Here is a 15,659-nt window from a genome sequence, read left to right as displayed (position 1 = left end):
CTAGTGCCCGTGACCAGGCCGATGGCGGCGAAGGCGCCCGATGTGATCGCGGGAATGCTGCGGCGCCGGATCCTCAGCGGTGATCTCGTGCCCGGTGATTCGTTACCCCCCGAGGCCGAGCTGATCAACCAGCTTGGCGTCAGTCGCGAGACCGTTCGGGTGGCGCTGCGGCTGCTGGAGGCCGAGGGGCTCACCGAGACCAGGCAGGGGCGTACCGGGGTTCGTATTTGTCATCCGGAGCCCGAGCAGGTGGCGCGTTCTCTGGTTCAGCTGCTCACGCTCACGGGGGCCACGTGGGGGGACCTGCTGGCGTTCCGCAAGATGCTGGAACCGTCGGCCACCGGGCATGTGGCCGAATCCGCCTCAGCGGACGAGCGTGCAGCCATCCTTGCGGCGGCACAACAAGGTATCGCGCCGGACGGTACGGGGTATCACGAGTTCCATGAGCTGGTGGTGCGGGCGAGTGGAAACGCCATTCTGACAACGGTTCTCGCGGCAATCGAGCAGGCGGTCCGCTGGGCGGCAGCCGAGCAGCGCATCAGTCAGTTCGAACGTGAGGAGGCCGCGCGGTCGCATCGCGAGATGGCCAAGGCGATCGCCGCCGGCGATCGCAGGCTGGCCGAGCGCAGGATGAGTCAACACCTGGATGCCGCGCTGCGGCATGTGGAGGCATCCGGGATGTCCGGCGAGCCGATGATCCCTCCGGCTCGCTGGAGCGGGGAAGACGTCAGCGTTCCCTGGCGGTAGTCAGTCCCCGAACTCGTCGAGATCCTGCGCAGGGGTCCTCGCCAGACGCAGACCCGGCCGCTTCTCCGGTTCGATCTTGCGCGCCTCGGACAACACTTCGAGGGCCCTGCCCACCGTCGGGCAGCGCAGCAGGTGCATCCCGGCAGGGTGTAGATCGTCGCCCTCGGGGGGGATCACCGCATGTGTGTACCCCAGCCGTGCGGCCTCGGCGATTCTTCTGCCGACCGCGGCGGTGCGCCGGATATCGCCCGCCAGCCCCACCTCGCCGATGAACACCATGTTGGAGGGCAGGGCGATGTCGGTATAGGCCGAGGCCACCGCCATCAGGATGGCCAAGTCCGCGGACGGGTCGGTCATTCGCATACCGCCCACCGTTGCCATGTAGATATCGTTGTTGCCCAACGGAATCCGTCCGTGCCGCTCCAGGACTGCGGTAACCATTGCCGAGCGTGCATGGTCGAGTCCGCTGACTGCGCGTCGCGGCGACGGGTTGGTTGACGTCGTGACGAGGGATTGCACCTCGCCGAGTAACGGGCGCTTGCCGTCGAGGGTGACCGTCACCGCAGTCCCCGCCGCGGCATTCTCGCGATGCTCCAGGAACAATCCGGACGGGTCCGTGACGCACTCGATTCCTTTGTCGCGCAACTGGAAACATCCGACCTCGTCGGCCGCGCCGAAGCGGTTCTTGATCCCGCGCACCATACGCAACGCCGTGTGCTTATCGCCTTCGAAATGCAGCACCACGTCGACCAGATGTTCCAGCGAGCGTGGTCCCGCGATCGCACCATCCTTGGTGACGTGACCGACCAACACCATCGCGACCCCGGATGACTTGGCCGCCATGGTCAGCGCCGTCGTTACCGCACGCACCTGCGTGACGCCGCCGGTCACCCCGTCGGCATCGGTTGTTGACATGGTTTGCACCGAATCGATAACCACCAGTGTGGGTTTGACGACTGCGATGTGACCGAGCACGCTGTGTAGATCGGATTCGGACGCCAGATAGACCTCGTCGTGAACGCAGCCGGTGCGCTCGGCCCGCAACCGCACCTGTGCCGCGGACTCCTCGCCGCTTATGTAGAGGGCTCGTCCGCCCGAGACCGCCCACTGATGGACAACCTTCAGTAGGAGCGTCGACTTCCCGACCCCCGGCTCGCCGGCCAGCAGGTTCACCGAGCCGGTGATGACTCCACCACCGAGGACTCTGTCGAGCTCGGAGACGCCGGTGGGATGGTGCCGGGTGGTGTCGGTGGCGATGCTGGTGATGGGTACGGCCGCAGTGGCCGGGGCCACCGCTCGGACGGCCCCGAGCCCGCCGATCGAAGACAACACGGCGGTCTCGCCGACGCTGCCCCAGGTGCCGCAATCGGGGCAGCGGCCCACCCATTTGGCGGTGGTGTGCTGGCATTCCGAACAGCGGTACTGCGCGCGGGGTTTGGCCACACCGCGACGTTAGCCCCTGGGTGTGACAGTCACGCCCAGGGTTCCCCCAGGAACGGGCCATAGGTTCGTGCTGTCGCCGTGATACACGTACAACTGTGAACCCTTTCTAAGGACATCGTGTGAATCGGTCGCGTAGGCGCATCGTCCGGCATCTGTAGTGAAAACACTGTGAACAGGCGCTTTTGAACTGCAGCTGAATCGCAATGTTGCGCGCGTCACGGCAGTATCGCTTGTGGTGCAAGGCGTCCTGTCGTACTGTCGTCGGTGTACAACTGTTAACCGAAATGGAGTCGAGTATGTCTCTCAATGTTCAGGCCTTGACCTCTTCTCGGCTTGCACGTCGCGTACTGACCTCGTCGTTCGTCAAGGCGGCTACAACTCCGCACGGTGTTGACCGCTACTTCGAAATGATCGACCCGTTGTGGTCCACGACTGAGACCCGCGCCGATGTGACCGACGCCGTCCGGAAGACCAAGGACAGCGTCACCCTGACTTTGCGCCCCAATGCCAACTGGAAGGGCTTCCGGGCCGGACAGTTCGTCAAGCTCTCCGTTGAGATCGACGGCATCCGTCGCACCCGTTGCTACTCGCCGGCGAACTCGCAGTTCCGCCGTGACGGCCAGATCGAACTCACCGTCAAAGTAGACCCGAACGGCCTTGTTTCGCCCTGGCTGCTGGCCAACGCCAAGCCCGGCTTGGTCGTACAGATCTCGGCCGCGCAAGGCGAGTTCTACCTGCCGCTACCGCATCCGCGAAGCATCCTGCTCATCAGCGGTGGTTCGGGAATCACGCCGGTGATGTCGATGCTGCGCACCCTCACCGATAAGGCGTACATCGGAAAGATCACCTTCCTGCACTACGCGTTCACCAAGGACGACGTGATCTACCAGGCTGAAATTGATGAGATCAAGGCCAAGTACGAAGGCGTCAGGATCATCCGCGCATATACCGAAGCGTCCGACGGAGACCTCGAGGGCTACTTCAGCAAGGAGCACCTGGTCGCCGCCGACCGCCACTATGCGGAAGCCGAGACATACCTGTGCGGCCCGATGCCGCTCATGAACGCGGTCCGTGAGATCTTCGATGCCGAGGGTCTCTCGGACAAGCTCCACCTCGAGCAGTTCGCCGCGCCGATTCGCACCGTCAGCACCGACGATGCCGAAGGCGACCTCACCTTCTCCGAGTCGAACACGGCGGTCGCCAATAACGGCCAGACGATCCTCGAGCAGGCCGAGGCCGCGGGCCTGACCCCGGAGTACGGCTGCCGCATCGGTATCTGCTTCACGTGTGTTCGCAAGAAGGACAGCGGAACGACCCAGAACGTACTCAACGGCGACCTCTGCAGCGACGGTGACACCAACGTCAAGCTCTGCATTAACAAGCCCGTCGGCGATGTCGTCATCGCCCTCTGATCTACGCCGAGCCAGCCTCCACCACTGCCCTGAAGGAGACCCGAAGATGACTACTTTCGCACCCGCTATCAAGCAGAAGAACCAGAAGAAGCCGACTGTCTACGCACCGCCGGCCAGGCCGAACGACCTCAAGAAGCTGTCTTCCGAGCAGATCGAAGAGTTCGGCGAGGAAATGGACGACCTGCGTGCGCGTATCGTCGCCGACCTCGGTGAGAAGGATTCCGAATACATCCGCGGCATTGTGAACAAGCAGAAGAAGCTCGAACTTGCCGGCCGCGCACTGCTGTGGGCTGGTTGGTTCCCGCCGGCCTGGCTGGGAGGAGTCGTTGCGCTTTCTCTCTCCAAGATCATCGACAACATGGAGATCGGGCACAACGTCATGCACGGCCAGTACGACTGGATGCAGGATCCGGCCCTCACGTCGAAAAACTTCGACTGGGACACCACCATCGCCGCTGACAGTTGGCTATACACGCACAACTACATGCACCACACCTTCACCAACATCGTCGGCAAAGACCACGATGCGGAGGGTTACGGCGTCATGCGCATGACCGAGGAGCAGCCGTGGCACCCGATCTGGCTGCTCAACCCGGTCTTCTGCGCCACCCTGCAGATCTTCTTCCAATGGGGCACCGCCCTGCAGGAGCTTGAAACGGAGAAGTTCGTCCGGGGCGAGAAGTCATGGTCTGAGATGCGGGCGGGTCTTGCCCGGTTCCGCGCGAAGGCCGGCAAGCAGGCGCTCAAGGACTACGTCATCTTCCCCCTGCTGTCGGGTCCGGGCGCACCGTTCACGTTCGCTGGAAACGTCGTCGCCAACCTGGTCCGCAACCTGTGGGCATCGTCGGTGATCTGGTGCGGTCACTTCCCTGAAGAAGTCCAGACCTTCTCGATCGAAGAGACCGAGGACGAGAGCCACGGCGGCTGGTACTACCGCCAGATCCTCGGCTCGGCCAACTTCACCGGTTGGAAGGGTATCGACATTCTGTCGGGCAACCTGAGCTATCAGATCGAGCACCACCTGTTCCCCGACCTCCCCGCGTACCGCTATGCGGAGATTGCAGTCGAGGTCCGCGCGATATGCGAGAAGTACGGCATCGCCTACCACGAGGCTTCGATGGCGAAACAGCTGGGAAGCGTCTACAAAAAGGTTTTCAAGCTTTCGTTCCCTGACAACTTTTTCAAGAAGTCGCCGATTGCAACGGTCGCAGACATCATCACGTTCCCGGTGCGGGTGGTGCGGCGTCAGTTCCAGGCTGCGGTCTGAGCCTGGCGCGCTTAGTCAGGGGGTAGCGGGACGATGCGGTCCTGACAGTTCACGGTCTTCTCCCCGTCGTTGGACAGCACCGTCTGCCCATCCACCAGAATCCGGCAGTAGATGTGGCCCGAGCCCCAGATGGCCGTCACCTGCTTCGCGGTGTCCTTGTACGGCCAGGCCACCGTTACCGACCATGGCAACTTGACGTCTCTGACGGCCTGGGGTGTTCCGGCGTAATCGCCGTAGCTGATGGTGCCGGCCTCGGGTGTCTTGCCGGACGCCCACACCAGGTACGTCACCTTGGGAGGAGCGGCCTGCGCGGTCCCGGGCAGCACCAGACCACCAACAGCAACCGCTGCTGCTACCGCCGCCAGCGCTTTCTTCACGGTGACCTCCCGGTTCAGGCTTTGCGCGGAAGTTATCACGGAGACGGTGGGCAAATGGCCCGAATCGTCAGGCCCGCCCAGATCAGCGTGGACGGGTGCAGGGGTCGCCGTCCACCTCTGTCAATATGCCGACGATGGAACCGGAGTTACCGCGTTGGCAGTGTTCGCGCGGCAGGCCGTCGGTGGCGTAGCTGCAGGTGGCGAGCTCCACGCGGTCGTCCTCGTCGACCACCTGGCCGTCGACCAGAATCTGGCAGTAGATGCGGGGGCCATCGCCGGTGTTGTAGCCGGTGACGTTGATGACGGGGTGCTTGGTGTTATCGGTCCACGTGATGTCCTTGCCCCAGGGCAGCTGCGGATTCACCGCGCCGTGGCGAGAGCCGTCGGCCTCGTTGTAGCCGATGGTTGCCGCGACGAGCGGGCCGTACTCCGCCCACACCCTGTAAGTCACCGTGTGGGTTGCCGCGTGCGCGCTGGGCGCGGTGAGCGCCGCGCCGATCAGCACAAACACAGCGACCGCCGACGCGCTGGTGAACAGCCATTTCATGGCCGCAAGCTAGCACGTGGAATGCAAAGGCCCGGGTCGGCAGATCGCCGTCCCGGGCCCTCGCTACGTAATTGTGTTAGTGTCCGCCGCCCTCATGGCCGCCACCGTTTTCGGTGTGTTGGCGGGGTTCGCTCGGACCGGCGTCGATCGGCACCGTCACGGTGACCTCTCCGGCCTTCTCGAACTTGAAAGTGAACCGGTAGGTCAGGCCGTCGGCCAGGTCCTTCTTGAGCTGCAGTTGTGCCTTGCTGTGCTTGATCAGTGGGTCGGATGCGGCCTGCGGCTTGGGTTCCGGTGCCTGGGCTGGGGTTTCCGTCGCCGGGGGAGTCGCGGGCGTCGCCGGCTCGGTGGGGGCCTCGATCTTGACCTCGTGGGTGGGCTCCTGGCCCTCAGCGGCTCCGACGAACAGGCGACCGGTGGCCGGGATGTCGCTGTCGCCGCTGAGTGTCACGGTGCCGATGTCGTCCGGGGAGGTGACGGAGGTCAGCTTGTCGTTGATCTCCACGGATTCATTCGCGATGACCAGAACCAACTCGACCTTCTGGCCGGCGCGCTGCTTAACCGGATCCGGGCTGCCGACCAGGTGGACATTGCGCAGGGCCAGCTTGCCGAGGTTGGCGCTGCCGCCATTGATCGCCGAAGACTGGTTCGCGGTCTGCGATATCTGTCCGGCGCCGCAACCGGCGAGAGCGGTCGCGAGGACCGTGGCACCGAGAAGCGTCGCTACGCGAGCGGTGCTGAGCGTGGACCGAGTGCGAAACACAGGCATCTCCCTGATTCGAAAGCGGCTCCGGACGACGATGAGCCTCTTGGGCGAAGAAGCTCCAACACCATCCGAAATCCACCTGCGGCCGATATCTCCTATAGACAGTAGTAGGTGCCCCGCGCGGACGAAAACACCGGGGCAGTGGGATGACGCCCCCGAAGCGGGCGTACCCCCAGCGTGTGCGAAGGCAGGCGAATTCGGTGGCCCAGTCCGCCACCGGGGAGTCGATGTGACCTGGATTACCGCTTGTGGGGGCCGGTTTATGGATCCGATGGAGAGATCTCGCCACGGTCCAAAAAGGGTGCTGGAAGCACGAAAACGTCACCCTGTCAACCCCGGTGGTTCACGTGCAGTGCCCCTGACCTGCGCTGTTGGTGGGCACGCCGAGTTACCACGTGTTAGAATTGGGTATCGAAAGGGGCACGAAACAAGATGATATTTAAGGTCGGAGACACCGTTGTCTATCCACATCACGGTGCAGCACTGATCGAAGCAATCGAGACCCGAACGATTAAAGGCGAGCAAAAAGAGTATCTCGTCCTCAAGGTTTCCCAGGGCGATCTGACGGTGCGCGTGCCCGCAGACAACGCCGAATACGTCGGCGTCCGTGACGTCGTGGGACGCGAAGGTCTGGACACGGTGTTCCAGGTGCTGCGTGCACCGCACACCGAAGAGCCGACCAACTGGTCCCGTCGATTCAAGGCCAATCAGGAGAAGCTGGCTTCCGGCGACGTGAAGAAGGTCGCCGAGGTTGTGCGTGACCTGTGGCGTCGCGAGCAGGAGCGCGGTCTGTCCGCGGGCGAGAAGCGCATGCTGGCCAAGGCTCGCCAGATCCTGGTTGGTGAGCTCGCGCTTGCTGAGAACACCAACGCTGACAGGGCCGACATGCTTCTCGACGAGGTGCTGGCAGCTGCCTCGTAGGACGGCAGCGATAGTTCCGGCCGCCGGTCTCGGTGTGCGGCTGGGTGCAGATTTTCCAAAAGCCTTCGTCACGCTGGCGGGGCGCACGCTCCTCGAGCATTGCGTGGCGGGTTTGCGCGCGTCACAGGTGGTCGACGACGTGGTTGTTGTCGTCGGCGCCGACTGCGTGGACCAGGCGGTGTCCTTGGTTGGGGCAGTGGCCTCCGTTGTGCCCGGAGGCTCCGAACGTACCGACTCTGTGCGGGCCGGCCTCGCCGCTGTGGATGCGGCGGATTGGATTCTGGTGCACGACGCCGCGCGTCCGTTGACCCCTCCAGACATGATCGCCCGCATCGTGGCAGAACTGCACGGTGGGCGCACGGCGGTCGTCCCCGCTCTCCCGGTGGCGGACACCATCAAAGAGATCGATGCCGACGGGAATGTGAAGGAGACGCCGGACCGAGCAGTCCTGCGTGCGGTACAAACCCCGCAGGGATTCGCCGCCGACGTCCTCAGGCGGGCTTATGCCGCCGCGGGTGACGTTGCCACGGACGATGCGGCGCTCGTCGAGCAGCTCGGAGAGTCGGTCCACGTGGTGGAAGGAGACCGGATGGCGTTCAAAATCACGACCGCCTTCGACCTAATCTTGGCCTCATCCATACTGGGAGAGACGGAATGACAGACGAGCCTGATGGTCTTCGCGCAAGCGGCTCATCCATTCGCGTGGGCATCGGCACCGATGTGCATCCCATCGCCGCCGGTAGACCGTGCTGGCTGCTCGGGTTGATGTTTCCCGACGCCGACGGCTGCGAGGGGCATTCGGACGGCGACGTCGCCGCCCACGCACTGTGTGACGCGCTGCTGTCGGCGGCCGGGCTGGGCGATGTGGGCGCGGTATTCGGCACGGGCCAGCCGCAGTGGTCCGGTGTCAGCGGGGCGAAGATGCTGACCCATGTGCGGGAGTTGCTGCACGACAATGGCTTCCGGATCGGCAATGCCGCGGTGCAGGTCATCGGTAATCGGCCGAAGATCGGCCCGCGCCGTATCGAGGCCGAGGCAGCGCTGTCATCAATCCTCGGGGCGCCAGTATCGGTATCGGCAACCACAACCGACGGGCTGGGCCTGACCGGGCGGGGCGAGGGCCTCGCGGCAGTGGCAACGGCACTGGTATCAGCGCGGTAAGCTCGCTGGTCGTGACCGGTCACGCTCCGCTTCGGCTTTACGACACCCACGCGGGTGCCGTGCGTGACTTTGTACCCCTGCGGCCCGGGTCGGTCTCCATCTACCTGTGCGGGGCAACCGTGCAGGGTCTGCCTCATATCGGTCATGTGCGCAGCGGGGTTGCCTTCGACGTACTGCGCCGCTGGCTCACCGCCCGCGCCTACGACGTCCTGTTCGTCCGCAATGTCACCGATATCGACGACAAGATCCTGAACAAGGCTGCGGACGCCGGACGACCTTGGTGGGAGTGGGCTGCGACCTACGAGCGCGCCTTCGACGCGGCGTACGACGCCCTCGGGGTGCTGCCGCCATCGGTATCGCCGCGTGCGACGGGGCATATCACTCAGATGATCGAGTTGATCGACCGTCTAATCGATACTGGGCACGCCTACGCCAGCAATGGCGACGTCTACTTCGATGTGCTGAGCTACCCCGAGTACGGGCAACTGTCCGGACACAGGATTGACGACGTGCACCAGGGTGAGGGCGTCGCGACCGGGAAGCGTGATCCGCGGGACTTCACGATGTGGAAGGGCGCCAAGCCCGGTGAGCCGTCCTGGCCCACCCCGTGGGGTCCAGGTCGTCCGGGTTGGCATACCGAGTGCGTCGCGATGTGCGAGGCGTATCTGGGACCTGAGTTCGATATCCACGCGGGCGGAATGGATCTGGTGTTCCCGCATCACGAGAACGAGATCGCGCAGGGTCGCGCTGCCGGCGACGGATTTGCCCGGTACTGGCTGCACAACGGCTGGGTCACCATGGGCGGCGAGAAGATGAGCAAGTCGCTGGGCAATGTGCTGTCCATCCCGGCTGTGCTGCAACGTGTTCGGGCCGTTGAACTGCGCTACTACCTGGGCAGCGCGCATTACCGTTCGATGCTCGAATACTCCGAGACCGCGCTCGCCGACGCGGTGAAGGCATACTGCGGCATCGAGGATTTCCTGCATCGGGTGCGCATCCGGGTGGGTGAGGTACCGGTGGGCACCTGGACTCCCGCCTTCGCCGCCGCCCTGGACGACGACCTCGCGGTGCCGATCGCGCTTGCCGAGGTGCATTCGGCCCGTGCCGACGGAAATCGGGCGCTGGATGCCGGAGACCACGAGGGCGCGATGTCCGCGGCGTCGAGTGTCCGCGCGATGATGGCGATCCTCGGTTGCGATCCGCTCAACGAGCGCTGGGAGACCCGCGATGAGACGTCGGCAGCGTTGAATGCCGTCGACGTGCTGGTGACCGCCGAGTTGGAGCGGCGTGGAACGGCACGGGCAGAGAAGGATTGGGCGCTGGCCGACGAAATTCGGGACCGGCTCAAGCGGGCCGGTCTGGAGATCACCGACACCGCCGATGGCCCACAATGGTCCCTTACGAATAGCGATGAAGAGTAGCAATGGCAGGCAATTCTCAGCGCCGCGGCGCGATACGTAAACCGGGCACCAAGAAGGGGCCCACCGTCGGTTCCGGCGGTGTGCGCCGGCGCGGTCTGGAAGGTAAGGGCGCGACACCGCCTGCCGACCAGCGGACAAAGCATCCTGCGGCCAAACGTGCTGCGGTTCAACGAAAAGTCGCCGATGCGAAGCAGCGTCGGTTCAAGCAGGGCGATGAGTCCGAGATGGTGCTGGGCCGCAATCCGGTGCTGGAATGCCTGCGCACCGGGGTGCCGGCAACGGCTTTGTACGTGGCCGTCGGCGCCGATAACGATGAGCGATTGACCGAGTCGGTGGCTCTTGCCGCCGATGCCGGGATCGCGATCCTGGAGGTGCCGCGCCACGACCTGGACCGCATGAGCACCAACGGATTGCATCAAGGGCTCGCGCTGCAGGTTCCGCCGTACAAGTACGCGCATCCCGACGATCTGCTGGCGCGCGCGCGTGCTGAAGCGCAGCCGGCGCTGCTGGTGGCGCTCGACAACATCTCCGACCCGCGCAACCTGGGGGCCATCGTGCGTTCCGTGGCCGCCTTTGGTGGGCATGGTGTGGTCATTCCGCAGCGCCGCAGCGCATCGGTGACCGCTGTCGCGTGGCGCACCAGTGCGGGCGCGGCGGCGCGGCTACCAATCGCGCGTGCCACGAATCTGACACGCACACTGAAGGATTGGCAGGAGAAGGGTCTGACCATCGTCGGACTTGATGCCGGCGGTGACACCGAGCTTGACGATCTTGCTGGCGCCGGCGACATCGTCGTCGTCGTGGGCTCTGAGGGTAAGGGGTTGTCCCAGCTGGTCCGCAAGACCTGCGATGCCGTGGTGTCGATTCCAATGGCCGGGCCGGTCGAATCCCTGAACGCCTCGGTGGCGGCGGGTGTGGTGCTCGCGGAGATCGCGCGCCAAAGGCGCTGACCTTCCGCCGAGAAGGCAACTGTGTACAGAAAATGGCTGTTTGGTGTACGTGAGTGTCTTCTCGTCGAGAGTGACTGTGTGTGTCTTGGATATTGCCTGTGAGCGGTCTTTCTCGAGAGTTTGGCTGCGCCGATTGATGTAGATTGGTTTCTGTCCTCGGCATATCAGGAAGGCGGGGTAGCGTGCGAAGTGTCAGCTGCGTGATATCAGGCTTAACTGCCGCGGCCTTACTTTGGAGTTCTTCTATTGCGATAGCTAATGCTGAGGCGCCACGGAAGATCTTATGTAGCGCGTTGGACACTGCGCAGCAACACAATAATTCGGTCGGTGACGATATCGATAATATGCGCACGACACTGCAGAACGTTTTCGTCCAGGGCGGCAAAATCCAAACGACGAACAATATCTCTATTACGGTTAATCGTGATGTAGAGGTTCTGAAATCGGACGCATCCGGTATTGGGGACGCTGGCCTTGCTAGCGCGGTGAATGCGCTAGGTGGAGCGGTGGATAACATGAGGCAATCTGTGGATGGCTTGTTCGGCACCTCGTATGCCACTGAAGGTAATCCAATTCCGTCGCCCGATACTTACGGATTTGTCGATGCTGCTGGCGACAAACAACAGGCTGTCGCAGCGGTGCTGAACCAGCTTCGCACTGGCGGCTGCTCCTAAATGGGGCGGATGCAAGAGTAATGTTGGACCAATTGGAGTGACTGGACAGGTGAATGCCATGGCGAATGCACGATACGGTGCGTTCTTCTTCCTGTGCGCTATGGGCGTGGCAATGTTGGGCGGTGCTATCGCTCCACCAGCTCATGCGGCGCCACCTCCCGAAAGGGTGACGTGCGGTGCGTTAGATGTTGCTCGGCAGCATATTGATGCTGCTGGCGGTGAAGTCAACAATATGCGGACAGCGCTTCAGAGTTTCGTTGTCGGCAGGAACAAGATGCAATGGACAAACAACATCTCTATTGCGGTGAATCAAGACGTTACGGATATGCGGAATGACCAGGCTGCCATCGGCGACAAAGGTTTCGCCGATGCTGTTGAAGCTTTTGCTTCTGCGGTCAATGATATGAACCAATCGGTCAAGGGTATTTACCACGTGGCTAGTGATGATGACGGCACGTATCTTGCGTCATCGATTCCTTCCCCCGATACCTATGGGTTTGTTGATACCGCTGGCGATAAGCAGCTTGAGATTGTGGCCGCTGTGAACCGGATTCGTGCGGGGGGTTGTGCGTAAGGATTGATCGAGCGGGCGCGTCCGTGGCCTCTGCTCTAGCATCGTTGCAGTGAGACGCCTGGTTTCTGTCTGTGCCCTTGCTGTTGCCGCGTCGGTGATCCTTGCGTGCGCCCCGACCGATAGTGGCGGTCCGGGCTCCTTCGACCTGCAGGCGCACCGCGGTGGTCGCGGTGAGACCACCGAGGAATCGTTGCGTGCCTTCGCCAAAGCGCTCGAGCTCGGGGTGAGCACGCTGGAGATGGACATCGTCATCTCCAAGGACCGCAGGCCCATGGTGTGGCATGACCCGGTGATTGATCCGGTGAAATGTTCGGATACTGGTCCCGCGACGGCCGGCGACCCCCAGTTCCCGTACGTCGGGAAGCTCGTCAAGGACCTGACCTATCCGCAGCTGCGCACCCTCGACTGCGGCAAGCTACTCAAGGACTTTCCCAACGCCGAGGTGGTGAAGAGTGACAAGATCGCCACACTGCCAGAGGTTTTCGCGCTGACCGACTCGTACAAGGCCGATGTGCGCTACAACATCGAGACCAAAGTGGAGGCCGCCGAACCGGAGAAATCGGCGGATCCTCAGGTCTTCGTCGACGTTATCCTCGACACGATCCGGGCCGCGGGCAAGCTCGACAAGGTAGAGATCCAAAGCTTCGATTGGCGCACGCTCCCCATGGTCCGCGAGGCCGAACCGAATGTTCCTCTCGTGGCGTTGTGGGACGAAACCACCTGGCTTCCCGGGTCGCCATGGCTTGGCGGTGTTGATCCGGCGGTGGTCAAGGACCCGATCGACGGCGCCAAGCAGGTGGGAGCGAACATCCTGTCGCCGGGTTACACCGTTCCCTACGGAGGCAAGGTCGGCGATCCGGGCTTCACCCTGATCGCGGACAAGAAGTTCATCGACCGCGCACATGCTTCGGGGTTCAAGGTCATTCCGTGGACCATCAACGATGCTGACACCATGAAGGCACAGATTGATGCCGGAGCCGACGGCATCATCACCGATTATCCGACGGTGTTACGAAAGGTCATGGCGGAGCAGGGCCTGCCGCTGCCGCCGGCGTATCACCACTAGACAAACGGCGCGAGATCTATTCCGTTGTCGGTCAGTGCCGCGCGAACGGCCCGCGCGATTGCCACCGCATCGGGTGAATCACCGTGCACGCATATCGATTCGGCGGTGCGGCTTAGGGCGGGAAGGCGCGCCGCCACCGCGGCGGGATCGCTCAGAATCGCACCCGGCTCGCTCCGCGGGACCAGGGTACCGTCGTTGCGGTAGCCGCGGTCGGCGAAGGCCTCGGGCACCACGCGCAGCCCCAATTCGCTTGCGCGCTCACCGAATATGCCGTGCGGCAGCGTCAGCACCGGGAGCTCGGTGTTGAGGTCCCGCACCGCGCGCGCTACCGCATCGGCTTGTGCCTCGTGGTGGATGATCGTGTTGTACAGCGCTCCATGCGGTTTCACATAGGACACCGAGGAACCGACGGTACGGGCCAGCGCATCCAGTGCGCCGATCTGATACACCACATCGGCGTACAGATCGTCGGCGGAGACGTCGATGAACCGCCGGCCGAATCCCGCCAGATCGCGATAGCCCACTTGGGCGCCGATGCGGATTCCGCGTCCGGCGGCGGCGCGGCAGGTGCGGTGCAGGGTCGCCGGATCGCCCGCATGAAAGCCGCAGGCGAGGTTGGCGCTCGTCACCACGTCCAGCATGGCCTCGTCATCGCCCAGGCGCCAGGCACCGAAACCCTCGCCTAGGTCGGCATTCAGGTCGATGCTGCTCATCGTGTCAGCCTAACGCGCTCAGGCGTGCCGATACCGGCCGATGAGGCGGCAGAGAAGATAGATCGCGACGGCGATCATGGTGACGAACACCGAGATCGGCACTCCCGGAGCCAAAGACAGCACGATACCGCCGACTGCGGCGATCTCGGCGAAGACGATCGACAAGCAGATGGCGCGTGCCGGCGACGAGGTGACGCGTGCGGCCGCGGCCGCGGGTGTGATGAGCAGCGACATGACCAATAGGGCCCCGACGATCTGCACGCCCTGCGCCGCGGTGAGCCCGACGAGGGCGGCGAACACAATCCCCAAGGTACGCACCGGGACTCCGCGGGCCTCGGCAACATCGGGATCGACGGTGGCGAACAGCATCGGCCGGTAGGTGACAGCGAGCACCGCGCCCACCACGACGCTCACCACAACCAACATCAGCAGTCCGCTGTATCCGACGCCGACGATCTGCCCGGTCAGCAGCGCGAAGTTAGTGCCGGTGCGTCCCGGATACAGATGGATGAACAGCACCGCCAGCCCGAGCCCGAATGCCATGACCACGCCGATCGCCGAATCGCGATCCTTGGTGCGTTGGCCGAGAACACCGAAAAGTATTGCCGCGACCACGCTTCCCAGCAGGGCCCCGGTTCCGACATTGGCCCCCGCCAACAGCGCGGCGGCAGCACCTGTCAGTGACAGCTCACTGGAACCGTGTACCGCAAACGACATCTGGCGCATCACCACGAACGGGCCGATGAGGCCCGCCAGCAGTCCGAGCAGTGCGGCGGCCAGGATCGCCTGCTGCACGAAGTCCCGTCCGAGCAGGTCGGCGGTGAGGGAGAAGTTGAAGAGATCATTCATGTGCGTGCTCCGCACACTCGTTCGTATCGCCGACCACCACATACTGTCCGCGCACCTGCACCACGTCGATCTGGGTGCGGTACAGCTCCGACAGGGTTTCTGTCGTCATCACTTCGTCGATGGCGCCAATCCGGAATCTTCCGTCCACCAGGTAAAGGATTCGGTCCACGTACGGCAGGATCGGATTGATCTCGTGCGTCACGAACAGCACGGCCGTCTGGGCGCTGCGGCGTCGTTTGTCGAGAAGCGCGCAGATCTGCTGCGCGCTGGCCGGATCCAAGTTCAGCAGCGGTTCATCGCAGAGCAGGAGGGTGGGGTCGCCGGCCAATGACTGAGCGATCCGCACCCGTTGAAGCTCGCCGCCGGACAGCGACGCGACTGCCTTGGTTGCCAAGTGGCTCGCGTCGACCTGGTTCAGGGCGAGATCGATTGCCGCGCGGCGGCGTGCCCGTCGGGTGGGATTGAGTTCGGCCAAACCCCAACGGTGCCCGTCGATCCCGAGGCCGACCAGGTCCTCCGCGCGCAGAATCAGCGCGTTGTCGGCGAGCCGGTGCTGGGGGATGTATCCCAAGTTGTCGGTGACTGCCATGGTGCCTCGGGTCAGCGGAACTTGTCCCAGCAACAGCCGCAGCAGCGAGGTCTTGCCGGAACCGTTGGGGCCCAGTACCGCGATGAACTCGCCCGGGTCAACGGTGAGGTCTAGGTCCTCCCAGAGGGTGCGTCCGCCACGGCTCAGTGACGCGTTGTGCAGCGTGGCGACACTCATGTGGA

The 15,659-nt window shown here is 63.6% G+C and carries 18 protein-coding genes; 11 read left to right on the top strand and 7 right to left on the bottom strand.

The features are described from left to right. Nucleotides 1–9 precede the first annotated feature (9 nt). A complete protein-coding gene (locus FZI91_RS20555; RefSeq protein ID WP_155940974.1) occupies nt 10–747 on the top strand; it encodes a FadR/GntR family transcriptional regulator in 738 nt (245 codons plus the stop codon). Here FZI91_RS20555 and radA read toward each other — a convergent pair whose 3' ends face one another. Beyond that, nucleotides 748–2,190 carry a DNA repair protein RadA gene (radA, locus tag FZI91_RS20550; protein WP_162525895.1) on the bottom strand — a complete coding sequence of 481 codons (1,443 nt, stop codon included), beginning with the start codon at nt 2,188–2,190 and terminating at the stop codon, nt 748–750. It lies immediately after the preceding gene. A gap of 296 nt (nt 2,191–2,486) precedes the next feature. On the opposite strand from radA, the gene FZI91_RS20545 reads away from it, so the two are divergent. Together FZI91_RS20545 and FZI91_RS20540 are read left to right on the top strand one after the other, a co-directional pair. Beyond that, on the top strand, nt 2,487–3,602 hold the full coding sequence (locus FZI91_RS20545) for a ferredoxin reductase (RefSeq protein WP_155940973.1): 1,116 nt from the start codon (nt 2,487–2,489) through the stop codon (nt 3,600–3,602). Nucleotides 3,603–3,774: 172 nt separating this feature from the next. Continuing rightward, nucleotides 3,775–4,869, top strand: coding sequence for an acyl-CoA desaturase (locus tag FZI91_RS20540; protein WP_239001717.1), 1,095 nt, complete (start codon nt 3,775–3,777; stop codon nt 4,867–4,869). Nucleotides 4,870–4,880: 11 nt separating this feature from the next. Here FZI91_RS20540 and FZI91_RS20535 read toward each other — a convergent pair whose 3' ends face one another. From FZI91_RS20535 to FZI91_RS20525, 3 genes are all read right to left on the bottom strand, one after another. Then, a complete protein-coding gene (locus FZI91_RS20535; protein WP_162525896.1) occupies nt 4,881–5,246 on the bottom strand; it encodes an MmpS family transport accessory protein in 366 nt (121 codons plus the stop codon). 82 nt (nt 5,247–5,328) lie between these two features. Continuing rightward, a complete protein-coding gene (locus FZI91_RS20530) occupies nt 5,329–5,793 on the bottom strand; it encodes an MmpS family transport accessory protein (RefSeq protein ID WP_155940971.1) in 465 nt (154 codons plus the stop codon). 76 nt (nt 5,794–5,869) lie between these two features. Further along, a complete protein-coding gene (locus tag FZI91_RS20525; RefSeq protein ID WP_162525897.1) occupies nt 5,870–6,556 on the bottom strand; it encodes a hypothetical protein in 687 nt (228 codons plus the stop codon). 435 nt (nt 6,557–6,991) lie between these two features. Here FZI91_RS20525 and FZI91_RS20520 point away from each other — a divergent pair, with 435 nt between their 5' ends. The 8 genes from FZI91_RS20520 to FZI91_RS20485 all read left to right on the top strand — a co-directional run bounded on the left by FZI91_RS20520 (nt 6,992) and on the right by FZI91_RS20485 (nt 13,326). Then, complete coding sequence (locus FZI91_RS20520) at nt 6,992–7,480, top strand: CarD family transcriptional regulator (protein WP_155940969.1); 489 nt, start codon at nt 6,992–6,994, stop codon at nt 7,478–7,480. Beyond that, nucleotides 7,470–8,138: a 2-C-methyl-D-erythritol 4-phosphate cytidylyltransferase gene (gene ispD, locus FZI91_RS20515; protein WP_155941169.1), complete on the top strand. Its 669-nt coding sequence runs from the start codon at nt 7,470–7,472 to the stop codon at nt 8,136–8,138. Before FZI91_RS20520 ends, ispD begins: the two co-directional genes overlap by 11 nt. Beyond that, nucleotides 8,135–8,641, top strand: coding sequence for a 2-C-methyl-D-erythritol 2,4-cyclodiphosphate synthase (ispF, locus tag FZI91_RS20510; RefSeq protein ID WP_155940968.1), 507 nt, complete (start codon nt 8,135–8,137; stop codon nt 8,639–8,641). Before ispD ends, ispF begins: the two co-directional genes overlap by 4 nt. An 11-nt stretch (nt 8,642–8,652) precedes the next feature. Next, on the top strand, nt 8,653–10,062 hold the full coding sequence (gene cysS, locus FZI91_RS20505; protein ID WP_162525898.1) for a cysteine--tRNA ligase: 1,410 nt from the start codon (nt 8,653–8,655) through the stop codon (nt 10,060–10,062). A gap of 2 nt (nt 10,063–10,064) precedes the next feature. After that, nucleotides 10,065–11,012, top strand: a complete 948-nt coding sequence (gene rlmB, locus FZI91_RS20500) for a 23S rRNA (guanosine(2251)-2'-O)-methyltransferase RlmB (RefSeq protein ID WP_155940966.1) — start codon at nt 10,065–10,067, stop codon at nt 11,010–11,012. Between the two features lie 293 nt (nt 11,013–11,305). Continuing rightward, the gene (locus FZI91_RS20495; RefSeq protein WP_155940965.1) at nt 11,306–11,686 is read left to right on the top strand and encodes a hypothetical protein; all 381 of its coding nucleotides are present in this window, start codon (nt 11,306–11,308) and stop codon (nt 11,684–11,686) included. A 58-nt stretch (nt 11,687–11,744) separates the two neighbouring features. Then, entirely contained in the window at nt 11,745–12,260 is a 516-nt protein-coding gene (locus FZI91_RS20490) for a hypothetical protein (RefSeq protein WP_155940964.1), read from the top strand. 94 nt (nt 12,261–12,354) lie between these two features. Continuing rightward, nucleotides 12,355–13,326, top strand: coding sequence for a glycerophosphodiester phosphodiesterase family protein (locus FZI91_RS20485; RefSeq protein ID WP_375234353.1), 972 nt, complete (start codon nt 12,355–12,357; stop codon nt 13,324–13,326). Here the strand turns inward: FZI91_RS20485 and FZI91_RS20480 are convergent. From FZI91_RS20480 to FZI91_RS20470, 3 genes are read right to left on the bottom strand one after another with little or no spacing between them, the layout of a single operon-like run. After that, entirely contained in the window at nt 13,323–14,039 is a 717-nt protein-coding gene (locus FZI91_RS20480; RefSeq protein WP_155940963.1) for a LamB/YcsF family protein, read from the bottom strand. The genes FZI91_RS20485 and FZI91_RS20480 overlap by 4 nt on opposite strands. 18 nt (nt 14,040–14,057) lie before the next feature. Beyond that, nucleotides 14,058–14,888: a metal ABC transporter permease gene (locus FZI91_RS20475; RefSeq protein ID WP_155940962.1), complete on the bottom strand. Its 831-nt coding sequence runs from the start codon at nt 14,886–14,888 to the stop codon at nt 14,058–14,060. After that, nucleotides 14,881–15,654 carry a metal ABC transporter ATP-binding protein gene (locus FZI91_RS20470; RefSeq protein ID WP_155940961.1) on the bottom strand — a complete coding sequence of 258 codons (774 nt, stop codon included), beginning with the start codon at nt 15,652–15,654 and terminating at the stop codon, nt 14,881–14,883. The genes FZI91_RS20475 and FZI91_RS20470 overlap by 8 nt, the downstream gene beginning before the upstream one ends. Nucleotides 15,655–15,659: the final 5 nt, after the last annotated feature.

The sequence above is a fragment of the Mycobacteroides sp. CBMA 271 genome (assembly GCF_009729205.1).
GTDB lineage: Bacteria > Actinomycetota > Actinomycetes > Mycobacteriales > Mycobacteriaceae > Mycobacterium.
This window is presented reverse-complemented; position numbering and strand designations above follow the sequence as displayed.